This window comes from Mycobacterium sp. RTGN6 (assembly GCF_033804605.1).
Classification (GTDB): domain Bacteria; phylum Actinomycetota; class Actinomycetes; order Mycobacteriales; family Mycobacteriaceae; genus Mycobacterium.
The window spans coordinates 1-13,441 of sequence record NZ_JAPZKZ010000018.1; the positions used below are offsets into that span (position 1 = coordinate 1).

13 protein-coding genes are annotated in these 13,441 nt (G+C 66.5%); 8 read left to right on the top strand and 5 right to left on the bottom strand.

The window, feature by feature from the left end; genetic code table 11:
* The first annotated feature begins 166 nt into the window (after window positions 1–166).
* The 5 genes from SLQ33_RS32090 (at window position 167) to SLQ33_RS32110 (ending at window position 6,238) form a co-directional block, all read left to right on the top strand.
* Window positions 167–2,161, top strand: coding sequence for a glycoside hydrolase family 15 protein (locus SLQ33_RS32090; RefSeq protein ID WP_319457978.1), 1,995 nt, complete (start codon window positions 167–169; stop codon window positions 2,159–2,161).
* Between the two features lie 137 nt (window positions 2,162–2,298).
* Window positions 2,299–2,514, top strand: a complete 216-nt coding sequence (locus tag SLQ33_RS32095) for a ferredoxin (protein WP_178357354.1) — start codon at window positions 2,299–2,301, stop codon at window positions 2,512–2,514.
* Window positions 2,511–3,914, top strand: coding sequence for an NAD(P)/FAD-dependent oxidoreductase (locus SLQ33_RS32100; RefSeq protein ID WP_319457979.1), 1,404 nt, complete (start codon window positions 2,511–2,513; stop codon window positions 3,912–3,914). The genes SLQ33_RS32095 and SLQ33_RS32100 overlap by 4 nt, the downstream gene beginning before the upstream one ends.
* Window positions 3,915–3,924: 10 nt before the next feature.
* Window positions 3,925–5,196, top strand: coding sequence for a cytochrome P450 (locus tag SLQ33_RS32105; RefSeq protein WP_319457980.1), 1,272 nt, complete (start codon window positions 3,925–3,927; stop codon window positions 5,194–5,196).
* A gap of 1 nt (window position 5,197) precedes the next feature.
* Window positions 5,198–6,238 (top strand): NAD(P)-dependent alcohol dehydrogenase, encoded by a 1,041-nt coding sequence (locus tag SLQ33_RS32110; RefSeq protein ID WP_319457981.1) that lies wholly within the window; start codon window positions 5,198–5,200, stop codon window positions 6,236–6,238.
* Between the two features lie 21 nt (window positions 6,239–6,259).
* Here the strand turns inward: SLQ33_RS32110 and SLQ33_RS32115 are convergent, their stop codons facing one another.
* The 3 genes from SLQ33_RS32115 to SLQ33_RS32125 all read right to left on the bottom strand — a co-directional run bounded on the left by SLQ33_RS32115 (window position 6,260) and on the right by SLQ33_RS32125 (window position 7,814).
* Window positions 6,260–6,529, bottom strand: a complete 270-nt coding sequence (locus SLQ33_RS32115) for a hypothetical protein (RefSeq protein ID WP_319457982.1) — start codon at window positions 6,527–6,529, stop codon at window positions 6,260–6,262.
* 114 nt (window positions 6,530–6,643) lie between these two features.
* The gene (locus SLQ33_RS32120) at window positions 6,644–7,057 is read right to left on the bottom strand and encodes a PaaI family thioesterase (protein WP_319457983.1); all 414 of its coding nucleotides are present in this window, start codon (window positions 7,055–7,057) and stop codon (window positions 6,644–6,646) included.
* A 154-nt stretch (window positions 7,058–7,211) separates the two neighbouring features.
* Window positions 7,212–7,814, bottom strand: coding sequence for a TetR/AcrR family transcriptional regulator (locus SLQ33_RS32125; protein WP_319457984.1), 603 nt, complete (start codon window positions 7,812–7,814; stop codon window positions 7,212–7,214).
* Window positions 7,815–7,934: 120 nt separating this feature from the next.
* Here SLQ33_RS32125 and cysD point away from each other — a divergent pair, with 120 nt between their 5' ends.
* Genes cysD through SLQ33_RS32140 form a run of 3 tightly spaced genes read left to right on the top strand, consistent with a single transcriptional unit; the run spans window position 7,935 to window position 11,445 of the window.
* Entirely contained in the window at window positions 7,935–8,864 is a 930-nt protein-coding gene (gene cysD, locus SLQ33_RS32130; protein WP_319457985.1) for a sulfate adenylyltransferase subunit CysD, read from the top strand.
* On the top strand, window positions 8,864–10,714 hold the full coding sequence (gene cysN / locus SLQ33_RS32135; protein WP_319457986.1) for a sulfate adenylyltransferase subunit CysN: 1,851 nt from the start codon (window positions 8,864–8,866) through the stop codon (window positions 10,712–10,714). Before cysD ends, cysN begins: the two co-directional genes overlap by 1 nt.
* Entirely contained in the window at window positions 10,711–11,445 is a 735-nt protein-coding gene (locus SLQ33_RS32140) for a 3'(2'),5'-bisphosphate nucleotidase CysQ (protein ID WP_319457987.1), read from the top strand. Before cysN ends, SLQ33_RS32140 begins: the two co-directional genes overlap by 4 nt.
* Before the next feature lie 26 nt (window positions 11,446–11,471).
* Here the strand turns inward: SLQ33_RS32140 and arcC are convergent, their stop codons facing one another.
* Together arcC and SLQ33_RS32150 are read right to left on the bottom strand one after the other, a co-directional pair.
* Window positions 11,472–12,425, bottom strand: a complete 954-nt coding sequence (gene arcC / locus SLQ33_RS32145) for a carbamate kinase (protein ID WP_319457988.1) — start codon at window positions 12,423–12,425, stop codon at window positions 11,472–11,474.
* A gap of 5 nt (window positions 12,426–12,430) precedes the next feature.
* Window positions 12,431–13,435, bottom strand: a complete 1,005-nt coding sequence (locus SLQ33_RS32150) for an ornithine carbamoyltransferase (protein WP_319457989.1) — start codon at window positions 13,433–13,435, stop codon at window positions 12,431–12,433.
* Window positions 13,436–13,441 lie beyond the last annotated feature (6 nt).

The following is a 13,441-nucleotide window of genomic DNA, read 5'->3' on the forward strand; positions in this document are numbered from 1 at the left end:
GTCTCCACCCCACTCTGGTTTTGTGGGGGTGCGGGGTGGGCCCGGTCGCCCCCCAAAACAACTTCCCGACCCGGTTTTCCTTTTTCGGGCTGTAACCCCCCCGCATCCCTATGTCCCCCCCCCCGAAGTCACCCGACCGGAGCGCTCGGCGGTCAATGATGTCGAGATGGTCATGCAGAGCGCGACGCCCGCCGACGAGAACGGTGCGGCCGTTGGACTCGACTCCGCGCCGTCCATCCCGTATGCCTCGAGTCATCCGCGAAGCCCGTTTCCGCCGATCGCCGACTACGGATTCCTCTCCGATTGCGAGAACACCTGCCTGATCTCTTCGGCCGGGTCGGTCGAGTGGTTGTGTGCGCCGCGGCCGGATTCACCCAGCTTGTTCGGCGCGATCCTGGATCGCGGTGCTGGACACTTCAGGATCAATCCGTACGGAGTGACGGTCCCCGCCGCGCGCCGGTATCTGCCGGGCAGCCTGATCCTCGAGACGACGTGGCAGACCCACACCGGCTGGATGATCGTTCGGGACACCCTGGTGATGAGTGAATGGCACGACATCGAAAGACGCTCGCGCACGCATCGCCGCGCTCCGATGGATTGGGATGCCGAGCACGTCTTGCTGCGCACGGTGCGGTGCGTCAACGGCACCGTCGAGTTGGTGGTGGACTGCGAACCGTCCTTCGACTACCACCGCATCCCCGCGAGGTGGGAGTACTCGTCCGACGGATACGGCGAGGCGGTGGCACGGGCCAAGACCGACCCGGACGCCCACCCGAGTCTGCGCTTGACGACCAACCTCCGCCTCGGACTCGACGGTCGCCAGGCCCGGGCACGGACCAGGTTGAAGGAGGGCGACGACGTCTTCGTCGCGTTGAGCTTCTCCTCGAATGCTGCTCCGCAAACGTATGCCGAAGCGGCCGACAAGATGTGGAAGACCAGCGAGTGCTGGCGGCAATGGATGAACGTTGGCAACTTCCCCGACCATCCATGGAAGACCTATCTACAGCGCAGCGCCCTGACCCTGAAGGGGCTGAGCTACGCGCCAACCGGAGCGCTGCTGGCGGCCAGCACCACGTCACTTCCGGAAACGCCTCAGGGCGAACGCAACTGGGACTACCGCTACTCCTGGATCCGGGACTCGACATTCGCATTGTGGGGGCTCTACACGTTGGGACTGGACCGCGAGGCCGACGACTTCTTCGCCTTCATCGCTGAGGTCTCCGGCGCCAACGACGGTGAGCAGCAACCACTTCAGGTGATGTACGGCGTGGGTGGGGAGCGGACGCTCGTGGAGGGCGAGCTCAACCACCTCTCCGGTTACGACAACGCCCGGCCGGTACGGATCGGCAACGGCGCGTTCGATCAGATGCAGCACGACGTGTGGGGCTCGATGTTGGACTCCGTCTATCTGCACTCGAGGTCCCGTGAGCAGATCGCCGAGAGCCTGTGGCCGGTGCTCAAGAGTCAGGTCGAAGAGGCGATCAAGCATTGGCGCGAACCCGATCGCGGCATCTGGGAGGTGCGCGGCGAGCCGCAGCACTTCACGTCGAGCAAGATCATGTGCTGGGTGGCGCTGGACCGCGGCGCGAAACTCGCCGAACTGCACGGCTGGACGAACTTCACGCAGCAATGGCTTGCGATAGCCGACGAGATCAAGGCCGACATCCTCGCCAACGGCGTCGATCACCGAGGCGTGCTGACCCAGCGCTACGGCGACGACGCACTGGACGCCTCGCTGCTGTTGGCGGTGCTGAACCGGTTCCTACCGTCCGACGATCCGCGGCTGCGCGCGACGGTACTGGCCATCGCCGACGAACTGACCGAGGACGGGTTGGTGCTGCGCTACCGCACTCACGAGACCGATGACGGACTGTCCGGCGAGGAGGGCACGTTCACCATCTGCTCATTCTGGCTGGTGTCTGCACTGGTCGAGATCGGCGAGCTCAGCCGGGCCAAGCACCTATGCGAGCGGCTGTTGTCGTTCGCCAGCCCGTTGCACCTCTACGCAGAGGAGATCGATCCGCGCACTGGTCGACACCTCGGCAACTTCCCGCAGGCCTTCACTCATCTGGCGCTGATCAACGCGGTCGTGCACGTCATCCGCGCCGAGGACGACCCGGATAACTCGGGTGACTTTCAGCCGGCCAACGCACCGATGTAGCCGAAACGTCAGAGCCGCGAGACTCTGTCGAAAGTTGCTTTCTGAAGCCATATTTACCGTAGCGTCAGCGCAATCACTCCGAGTTCGGAGCAGCGCTGACCAGCCCTCAGCGCTCCTTGAGAAGGAGCCGAATCAGCATGCGCATCGTCGTCGATTTGAATCGCTGTCTCGGATACGCGCAGTGCGTCCCGCTGGCGCCGGAGGTGCTCCAACTCAACGGTGAGGAAGCCCTCGCCTACGACCCGAATCCCGATGACTCGCAACGTCAGCAAGTGGCGCGGGCCGTCGCATCCTGCCCGGTGCAGGCGATCATCGCCGAGATGGATCCGCCGTCGGACAGGACGACGAAGTGAGCACGCACGCGCTGATCGACGACATCGTCAGGACCTTCAAGGCGGAGGGGCGGATCGTCATCGTCGGTGCGTCGCTGGCCGGACTGCGTGCCGCGGAGGCGTTGCGCGACGAGGGGTTCACCGGCTCGCTGACCATCATCGGCGACGAAGTGCACGAGCCCTACGACCGGCCGCCGCTGTCCAAGCAGGTGCTCAAGGGATGGGTGCCTGCGGGTAACACCAAGCTGCCGCGGCTGCGGGAGGTCAACGCGGACTGGCGGCTCGGCGTGGCGGCCACCGGATTGGACCGCGACAGCCGGGAGGTGTTGCTGGCCAACGGTGACAAGGTGCCCTACGACCGGTTGCTGATCGCCACCGGCGTCCGCTCCCGCGCGTGGTTCAACCCGGAGGAGGCCAAGCTCAAGGGCTTGTACACACTGCGCACCAGCGACGACGCCGCCGAGCTACAGGCCGCGTTGAAGGCCAAGCCCAAGCGGGTGCTCATCGTCGGAGCGGGCTTCATCGGTTCCGAGATGGCTTCGGTCTGCCGTGACCTCGGGTTGGACGTGACGGTCGCGGAACGTTCCAGCGCACCGCTGGTCGGACCGCTCGGCGGGGTCATCGGCGACATCGCCGCCAAGATGCAGCGTGACGCAGGCGTCGACCTGCGTACCGGCGTGGCGGTGGAGGCGCTGAAGGGCGACGCCGACGGGCACGTCCGGCAGGCTCAGTTGTCCGACGGGACCCTGCTCGACGTCGACGTGGTGGTGGCGTCGCTGGGATCCGTCCGCAACATCGAATGGCTCGAAGGCGCCGAACTGGCCGCCGGGTTCTGGGGCGTGGCCTGCGACGCCGGCTGCCGGGCCTTCGACATCAACGGCGTCGTGACCGACAACATCTTCGTCGCCGGCGACATCGCGCGGGCCCCGCACGTGCTGTACGAGTACCAATTCATGGCCATCGAGCACGTGGATGCCGCGGTGTTGGGCGCCCAGACCGCAGCACACAACATGGTCAACCTCGAGAGAGGACGCCGCCCGCACCTGCCGCTGCCGCAGTTCTGGTCGGGCCAGTTCGGCGTCAACATCAAGGGCTGCGGTGTGTGCTCCTTCGGGGACGAGATCGTCTTCACCCAGGGCTCCGTCGAAGACCTGCGCTTCGCCGCCGCCTTCGGCAAGAACGGTCGCATCGTCGGAGCCATCACCTTCAACCACGGCAAGTGGCTGGAGTACTACGGCAGGCTCATCGAACAGTCGGCGCCCTTCCCGCCCCCGCCGCCGGGCTATGACGTACCCACGAACTCCGAGCCGATGTCGGCCCGCTTCCCCGATCCGCGCGAACCCACCGGGATTCCCGACGTCGTGCTCACCGGCCACGACCCGACCTCCCGGGGCGCCGAGTTCCGCCCTAAAGCCCGCTGAACGGAGCACGATGACAACCGCAGAAACCGCCTGGACCGAGGCGATGAAGTACGAGAACCGCCATGACCCGTACCGGTTCTTCGACGAGCTTCGGAAGACACCCGTCGTGCAGGTCGCCGACAAGGTCTACGTCGTCACCGGACACCAGGAACTCGTGCAGCTTGCCCACGACCCCCATGTCAGCTCGGACATCTCGAAGAGTCCCATCTCGGCCAAGCCCGCGGCCGAGGCGCCCGACGTCGGTGCCGAGCACATGCAGGCATACGGCCGGGAGCCGAGCCTGATCGTGTCCGATCCGGCCAAGCACGACAAGCAGCGCCGACAGGTCATGCGGCACTTCGCGCCGCCACATTCGCCGGACGTCATCCCCAACATGGCTGCCGACATCCAGGCGCTGTGCGACCGATTGCTGGACGAGGTCAAGGCCAAGGGCGGCAACACCTTCGACGTCGTCGACGACTATGCCTATCCGGTTCCGGTGGCGGTCATCTGCAAGATCCTGGGGGTGCCGCTGAAGGACGAGCCCACCTTTCATGGCTGGATCTTCGACTTCATGGCGGGCGCCGACATGGGCCCGGAGGCCGCCACCGAAGAAGGGCAGGCGCGCGCACAGAAGGGTAAGGAAAGCACCGCGGCGCTGACCGCATACATGGCCGACCTGATCCAGGGGTTCCTGACGGAGCCGAAGGACAACGTGCTGTCAAAGCTGGTGAACGACAAGGACGGTCCGGACGGGCCGATGACGCCCAAGGAGGCCGCGGCCAACGCGATGCTGCTGCTGATCGCCGGGCACGATTCGACGGTCAACACCATCGCGCACTGCGTGCTGACCCTGCTGCGCAATCCCGAGTCCATCGGGTTGCTGCGCGAGAAGCCGGACCTGATCCCGAAGGCCATCGAGGAGGTGCTGCGGCTGCAGTCGGCCGTCCAGTTCTTCCCAAGCCGAAGCGTGACGGCGGACGTCGAGGTCGGCGGGACCGTCATCCCCGCGGGTTCGGCGGTGCACCTGGTCTACGGCGCGGCCAACCGCGATCCGCGCCGGTTCCCCGACCCCGAGAAGTTCGACGTCCTGCGCCCGGACAACCAACACGTGGGCTGGGGCCGCGGCGTGCACAGCTGCGTCGGCGGGCCGCTCGCGCGCCTGGAGGTCAACCTTGCGTTGGAGACGTTCCTGCGGCGCGTCGAGAACCCGCGGCTGGTCGTCGATCCGCCGCCGTACCGGGTGAACCAGGTGTTCCGTGGACCGCTGCACCTCGAGGTCGAGTTCGACCGGATCGGTTGAGGTGAAGGCCTTCCAGTTCGTCGAATGGCAACAGCCGGGCCAACTTCGGGACGTGCCGGTGCCCGAGCCTGGCCCGGGGGAGGTACTGGTCAAGGTTGGAGGCGCCGGCGCTTGCCACTCGGATCTTCACCTGTTGGAAGCGCCCGCCGGATCGGTGTCGATGACGCTGCCGTTCACCCTCGGCCACGAGAACGCCGGCTGGGTCGAGACGATGGGGCCAGGGGCAACGGGTTTCGCACCGGGCGACCCCGTCATCGTCTACGGCCCGTGGGGCTGCGGGCTGTGCATCAACTGCCGACAAGGCATGGAGAACTACTGTCAGACGCCCGGGAAGCCCAGCCCGGGCGGCCTCGGCGGCACCGACGGCGGCATGGCCGAGTATCTGCTCGTGCCGGCGACGCGCTATCTGATTCCGTTGGGCGACTTGGACCCCCGCGAGGCGGCGCCGCTGACCGACGCCGGGCTGACCAGCTATCACGCCGTAAAGCGTTCAGTTCACCTGCTGGGCCCCGGGTCGACCGCCGTCGTCATTGGCGCGGGCGGTCTCGGGCAGATGGCCATCCAGGTGCTCAAGGCGCTGGCTTCGGCGGCAACCGTTGTCGCGGTGGATACTTCGGCAGACAAGTTGGAGATCGCCAAGACGATGGGTGCCGACGAGGTGCTGCTTTCCGGCGACGATGCGGTTACCTACATCAGGGACATCACCAAGGGTCATGGCGCCGAGCTCGTGCTCGACTTCGTCGGCGTGAACGCGACGCTCACGATGGCCGCGCAGGTGTCGCGGGTGCTCGGCCACCTCACCATCGTCGGATTGGGGAACGCGGCGCTGCCCGTCAACTTCCACAGCCCGGCGAAGGAGTGTTCGGTCGCGTCGCCGTTCTGGGGCTCCATCCCCGAGCTCATCGACGTCATCAGGCTCGCCCAGGCCGGGAAGGTCAACATGCTCGTCGAGCACTTCCCGTTGGACCGGGCCGCCGAGGCCTATGACTTGTTGCACCACGGCCAGATTCAGGGCCGCGCCGTCATCACGCCGAACGTCTGACGGACACCGTCGAGACCCGGCTCAGATGCCGGTGCACAGCGCCACGAACGGAATGGGCGCGCAGATACCGACCGAGAAGTACGGCGTGAGGTCGCCGTTCCACGCTGGCGGCGGCGGTGGTGGAGGCGGTGGCAACGCTGCCGCGACGCAGGTATTGGACGGGGGATCGAACACTGTTCCCAGCCCGCATTCGATTGCGTTGCTCGTCCCCGGCGAAACCACCGTGATGAACGCGAGCGGCACCAACGTCGCCGCGCCGATGATTGCCAAGCGGTGCACCATGGCTGCCATCGCTGGCCCCCTTTGGTCCTTCCCCGACCCTGCCCAAGCATATGACTGACAGCAATCGGTCTCAACCAATTTTGACGTTCGCGAAATTGCCCACGCGCAGTGACGGCGCTCCGGCTACCCGACCTTGTAGGTGGCGATTGCCTTCGCGACCAGCTCGCCGTCCGGCGTGACGACGTCGACGTCGCAGTTGACCAGCGTCTTGCCTTGCCGCAGCACCCGTCCCACCCCGATCAGATCCGTGGCCCGGGCCGGCGCGAGGAACTGCATCGACATCGAGACCGTGACACCGCGCAATGACTCGGCGGCGGCCACGCCTGCCCAGGCCGCGGCCATCACCGTGACGTCGGCGAGCGTGGCGATTGCGCCGCCGTGCACCATGTCGCCCAGCGTGACGTTGGTCGGATCCCACGGCATGCGCAGCCGCACCTCGTCACCGTCGAGGGTCTCGGCGACGATGCCGAGCTTGGTCACGAACGGCGACTGGGGCAGGAACTGCGCCATGACCTCGGCGCCGGTGGGAGTGCTCATGGTTCACGAGTGTCGACGAGGTGTCGCGCCGTTTCAATTACCTCGCGGGTAGGGGTATTCGCTACGCGCCCCGGCTCAACCGCCACCCTCGAGACTGCGGGGAGATCGCGAAACTTCGCAGATTCGCGATCTCCCCGCAGTCTCGGCGCGTTCGTCAGGTAGCCCGCGCCAGAGTCACCAGCGCGTCGGTGGTGCGATCGCAGAACGCCTCGCGGTCGACGAGCCCGCGGGTCATTGCCCGTGCGACGGTCATCGCCACCAGCACGTCGAACACGGTGTCGGCGCGATCGTCGAGATCCTTGATCGACGTCGCCGGCCGAGCCGCCGACAGCAGCCCCGCCATCAGGTGGCGGACGTCGGCCTCCGACCGCAGCACCAGACGCTCGTAGCTCTCCTCGTCGCGGTGATACGCCGCGAGCAGCCCCGGCAGCGCCGCCCGAGTCACCGGGTTCGCGAGGAAGTCGAGGAACGTCGACACCCATGCGTGCAGGTCAGCGCGTAGGTCGCCGGTCGGCTCGGGGAGCAGGGCGGGCTGCTCGTGGCCGAACGCGGCGTCTTCGACGAGCGCTTCCTTGGTGGCCCAGCGCCGGTAGATCGTCGGTGCGCCGACCTCGGCCCGCCGCGCGATCGCGACCACGGTGGTGCCCTGATAGCCCGCTTCGACCAGCAGGTCGCGGGTGGCCTGAAGGACGGCGACGTCCTTGGCCGGGTTGCGCGGGCGGCCGACCGCAGGCGCGGAAGTGGTGGGAGCGTCCATTACGTGTCAAAGACTAACGTAATTAAACGTCGCGCGCCGTTGACACGTCGGCCCCGTCGTCGGTACATTCCTGGGCATGATTGCAATTCTAGCTAACTCTACCAACTTAAAGAGGAAGTCGTGACGGCTACGGGAGAACTCGATCAGGCCACCGGCAAGTACGAACTCAGCCATCTGAGGTCGCTCGAGGCCGAGGCCATCCACATCATCCGCGAGGTCGCTGCTGAGTTCGAGAAGCCCGTGCTGCTGTTCTCCGGCGGCAAGGACTCCATCGTCATGCTGCACCTGGCGATCAAGGCATTCCGGCCCGGACGGCTGCCGTTCCCGGTGATGCACGTCGACACCGGCCACAACTTCGACGAAGTGCTCCAGGCGCGCGACGAACTCGTCGCCGAGTCGGGAGTGCGGCTCGTCGTGGCCAAGGTTCAGGACGACATCGACGCGGGCCGCGTGGTCGAGACCATCCCGTCGCGCAATCCCATGCAGACCTTCACGCTGCTGCGTGCCATCCGCGAGAACAAGTTCGACGCCGCGTTCGGTGGCGCCCGCCGCGACGAGGAGAAGGCCCGCGCCAAGGAGCGCGTATTCAGCTTCCGCGACGAGTTCGGCCAGTGGGATCCCAAGGCCCAGCGCCCCGAACTGTGGAACCTCTACAACGGACGGCATCACAAGGGCGAGCACATCCGCGTCTTCCCGCTATCCAACTGGACCGAGTTCGACATCTGGTCCTACATCGGCGCCGAGAAGATCAAGCTCCCAGCGATCTACTACGCGCACCAACGCAAGGTGTTCGAACGCGACGGCATGCTCCTGGCCGTCCACAAGTACCTGCAGCCGCGCAAGGACGAGCCGATCATCGAGAAGACCGTGCGGTTCCGCACCGTCGGCGACGTCACGTGCACGGGCTGCGTGGAGTCGACCGCCGCCACCGTATCCGAGGTGATCGCCGAGACGGCCATCTCCCGACTGACCGAGCGAGGCGCCACCCGCGCCGACGATCGAATCTCCGAGGCAGGCATGGAAGACCGTAAGCGAGAGGGCTACTTCTGATGGCAACGTTATTGCGCATCGCGACCGCCGGTTCGGTGGACGACGGCAAGTCGACGTTGATCGGGCGGCTGCTGTACGACTCCAAGGCCGTCATGGAGGACCAGCTCGCAGCCGTCGAGCGCACCTCCAAGGAACGCGGAAACGACTACACCGACCTGGCTTTGGTGACCGATGGCCTGCGCGCCGAGCGCGAGCAGGGCATCACGATCGACGTCGCCTACCGCTACTTCGCCACCTCGAAGCGCAAGTTCATCATCGCCGACACCCCGGGCCACATTCAGTACACCCGCAACATGGTGACCGGCACGTCGACCGCGCAGCTGGCGATCGTGCTCGTCGACGCAAGGCACGGACTGCTCGAACAGTCTCGCCGCCACGCGTTCCTGGCCTCGCTCTTGGGTATTCAGCACATCGTGCTGGCCGTCAACAAGATGGACCTCGTCGACTGGGATCGCGAACGCTTCGAGAAGATCCGCGACGACTTCCACGAGTTCGCCGCGCGCCTCGACATCCACGACGTCACCACCATCCCGCTGTCGGCGCTCAACGGCGACAACGTGGTCACCAAGTCCGACGTCACCCCGTGGTACGAGGGTCCCGCGCTGTTGAGCCACCTCGAAGAGGTCTACATCGCCGGTGACCGCAATCTGGTCGACGTGCGGTTCCCCGTCCAGTACGTGATCCGGCCGCAGACCCACGAGCACGCCGACCACCGCAGCTATGCGGGCACGGTGGCCAGCGGCGTGATGCGGCCTGGCGACGAAATCGTGGTGCTGCCAACGGGAAAGACCAGCCGCATCACCGAGATCGAAGGTCCGACCGGTCCCGTCTCTGAGGCGTTCCCCCCGATGGCGGTGTCGATCAGCCTGGCCGACGACATCGACGTCTCGCGCGGCGACATGATCGCGCGGGCCAACAACCAGCCCCACGTGACGAACGAGTTCGACGCGACGGTGTGCTGGATGGCCGACGAGACCGCGCTGGAGCCGGGCCGCGAATACGTCATCAAGAACAACACCCGCACCACGCGGGCCCGGGTGGCCGCCCTGGACTACCGGCTCGACGTGAACACGCTGCACCGGGACAAGAGCGCAACCGCGTTGAAGCTCAACGAACTTGGGCGCATCACCCTGCGCACCCAGGCGCCGTTGCTGCTCGACGAATACTCGCGCAACTCCGTCACCGGGTCGTTCATCCTGGTCGATCCCGACACCAACGGCACCGTCGCGGCGGGCATGGTCCGCGACACGACACCGGCCGCGGCCCGCGCGGCGTCTCCCAACACCGTCCGCCACCAGTCGCTGGTGTGCGCCGATGACCGGTTGTCGAAGGGCCGCACCATCTGGTTCACCGGGCTGTCCGGTTCGGGCAAGTCGTCCGTCGCGGTGCTCGTCGAGCAGAAGTTGCTCGCAAACGGTTGTCCTGCTTATGTTCTCGACGGCGACAACCTGCGTCACGGACTGAACGCAGACCTTGGCTTCTCGATGGCCGACCGCGCCGAGAATCTACGCCGACTGGCCTACATCGCCACCCTGATGGCCGATTCCGGACTCACCGTCCTGGTTCCGGCGATCAGCCCGCTCGACGAACACCGCGAACTTGCCCGAAAGGTGCACGTTGAGCAGGGCTTCGACTTCTTCGAGGTGTTCATGGACACACCGCTCGAGGACTGCGAGGCCCGTGACCCGAAGGGGTTGTATGCCAAGGCGAGAGCCGGGGAGATCACCCACTTCACCGGCATCGACAGCCCCTACCAGCGGCCCAAGAACCCCGACCTGCACCTGGTACCGGGCCCGTCGCCGGACGAGCTGGCCGATAGCGTGGTCGCCCTGCTGAACGGGCAGGGGTGAACGACCACGAGGTCGCCGCGGCGCTAGCGACCCAAGCGGGTGAACTGCTGCTCCGCGTGCGCGAGGAGCTTGCCGACGCCACGGCTGCCGAGCGAAAGGACGCGGGGGACAAGCGCTCTCACGACTTCCTGATGGCGGCACTCGCGGCGGAGCGACCCGGCGATGCGGTGCTCTCCGAGGAGGGTGCCGACGACAAGGTGCGGCTCTCGGCCGAGCGGGTGTGGATCGTCGACCCGCTCGACGGCACCCGTGAGTTCTCGGAGCTCGGCCGAGCGGATTGGGCGGTGCACGTGGCCCTGTGGCAATCCGGCGAACTGGTGGCGGGCGCCGTGGCGTTGCCCGCCCAGGGCGTCACGCTCGCCACTCCGGACGTCGCCCCGCCGCCACCGCCACCGGCCGCGCCACGCGTCGTCGTCTCCCGCACTCGTCCGCCGGCCGTCGCGCTCGCCGTCCGGGATGCGTTGGGCGGCACGCTCGTCGAAATGGGCTCCGCGGGAGCCAAGGTCGCCTCCGTGGTGCAAGGCATCGCCGACGTCTACGTGCACGCGGGTGGTCAGTACGAGTGGGACTCCGCCGCGCCCGTCGCCGTCGCCCGCGCTGCGGGGCTCTTCACGTCGCGCATCGACGGTTCGCCGCTCGTCTACAACCAGTCCGACGTGCTGCTGCCCGACCTGGTGGTGTGTCGGCCAGAGTTGGCCGATGCGGTGCTGGCGGTGACGGCGGCGAGCTAAGGGTCGCCGCCGCGGTCAATGCCTGATCACGATGACGGCATCCGCCCGGCCAGTGGTGCCAGCGCAGGGGAGACCCGTGTGCCGGCCGTCCCATGGACGATGGCGGTGATGTCGGCGAGCGATCCAATGACGGCCTCGTTACCCGTATTGCTTGCAAAGCCGCATGCGGCTTCGACTTTCGGGCCCATCGATCCCTCGGGGAGCTTGAGGTCGCCCAGTTCGCCGGGCGTGACGTAGTCGAGCTTGGTCTGGTTCGTCGTCCCCCAGTTCGCGTAGACGCCATCGACGTCCGTGGCAATGACCAGCAGGTCGGCCTCGAGTTGTTCGGCAAGCAGCGCGGAGGCGAGGTCCTTGTCGATGACGGCCTCGACGCCGTGCAGCTTGCCGTGGGCGTCGTACATCGTAGGGATGCCGCCACCGCCGGCGCAGATCACGATGGTACCCTGCTCGACGAGGCTCCGGATCGACCGTATCTCGAAGATGCGCTTGGGTTTCGGGCTCGGGACCACGCGGCGGAACTTGTCGCCGTCAGGGGCGATCGCCCAGCCGCTCGCGGCCTTGAGGCGTTCGGCGGTCTCGCGATCGTAGACCGGGCCGATCGGCTTGCTCGGATGGCCGAACGCCGGATCGTCGGGGTCCACCTCGATCATCGTTAGCACCGTGGCGAGCGACTGTTCAGCGGGCAGCAGGTTGCCGAGTTCCTGCTCGATGACGTAGCCGATCATCGCCTCGGTCTGCGCGCCGAGCACGTCGAGCGGATAGGAAGCCACCCCATGAGCAAGATCGTGATAGGCCGCCGCCTGCAACGCGAGGAGTCCGACCTGCGGGCCGTTGCCGTGAGCGACGACGATCTCGTTCCCTGGCGCGATCGCGGCGATGCTCTCGGCGGCGACCCGGATATTGGCCCGCTGGTTGTCGGCCGTCATGGGTTGTCCGCGCTGCAGAATTGCGTTGCCGCCCAAGGCAATCACGATGCGCACGTGTGTCAGCCCAGCGCGGCCACGAGGACCGCCTTGATCGTGTGCATCCGATTCTCGGCCTGTTCGAAGGCGATGTTCGCCGGGCTCTCGAAGACGTCCTCGGTGACCTCGACGCCGTTGGCCAGGTGGGGGTACTGCGCGGCGATCTGCGCCCCCACCTCGGTGTCCGAGTTGTGATAGGCGGGCAGGCAGTGCATGAACTTCACCCGCGGGTTGCTGGTCGCGGCCAACAGCTCCTTGTTGACTTGGAAAGGCAACAGCAGGTCGATCCGCTCTCCCCAGGTCTCCATCGGCTCGCCCATGGACACCCACACGTCGGTGTAGATGAAGTCGACGCCAGCGACCGCCTCCTTGGGGTCGTCGGTGATGGTGATCCGCGCCCCCGATGCGGCCGCGAACTCCCGGCACATCGCCACGTGCTCGTCGTTCGGCCAAAGCTCTCGGGGCGCGCCGATCCGTACCTCCATGCCGAGCTTGGAGCCCACCAGGAGCAGCGAATTGGCCACGTTGTTGCGGCCATCGCCCACGAATGCATAGGCGATGTCGTGCAGCGGCTTTGGGCAGTGCTCGGTCATCGTGAGCACGTCCGCCAACATCTGTGTGGGGTGGAACTCGTCGGTCAGTCCGTTGAACACCGGCACCCCGGCGTACTCCGCCAGTTCCTCGACGATCTCCTGGCCTGCACCGCGGTACTCGATCGCGTCGTACATCCGGCCGAGCACTCGGGCAGTGTCCTTCATCGACTCCTTGTGCCCAATCTGCGACGACGTGGGGTCGATGTAGGTGACGTGGGCACCCTCGTCGTGGGCCGCCACCTCGAACGCACAACGGGTGCGCGTGGAACTCTTCTCGAAGATCAGGGCGATGTTCTTGCCCGCCAAACTGGTCCGGCTGGCGCCGGAGTACTTCGCCCGCTTGAGATCGCGAGATAGATCCAGCAAGTAGAGCAGGTCGCGATCGGTGTGATGGATCAGGCTGAGCAGACTGCGGTTTCGGTTGTTGAACGCCATGGCCAA

Coding starts and splice junctions, on each gene's coding strand:
- SLQ33_RS32090 (WP_319457978.1), top strand. CDS start 167: ATGGTCATGCAGAGCGCGACGCCCGCCGACGAGAACGGTGCGGCCGTT.
- SLQ33_RS32095 (WP_178357354.1), top strand. CDS start 2,299: ATGCGCATCGTCGTCGATTTGAATCGCTGTCTCGGATACGCGCAGTGC.
- SLQ33_RS32105 (WP_319457980.1), top strand. CDS start 3,925: ATGACAACCGCAGAAACCGCCTGGACCGAGGCGATGAAGTACGAGAAC.
- SLQ33_RS32115 (WP_319457982.1), bottom strand. CDS start 6,529: ATGGCAGCCATGGTGCACCGCTTGGCAATCATCGGCGCGGCGACGTTG.
- SLQ33_RS32120 (WP_319457983.1), bottom strand. CDS start 7,057: ATGAGCACTCCCACCGGCGCCGAGGTCATGGCGCAGTTCCTGCCCCAG.
- SLQ33_RS32125 (WP_319457984.1), bottom strand. CDS start 7,814: ATGGACGCTCCCACCACTTCCGCGCCTGCGGTCGGCCGCCCGCGCAAC.
- cysN (WP_319457986.1), top strand. CDS start 8,864: ATGGCAACGTTATTGCGCATCGCGACCGCCGGTTCGGTGGACGACGGC.
- SLQ33_RS32150 (WP_319457989.1), bottom strand. CDS start 13,435: ATGGCGTTCAACAACCGAAACCGCAGTCTGCTCAGCCTGATCCATCAC.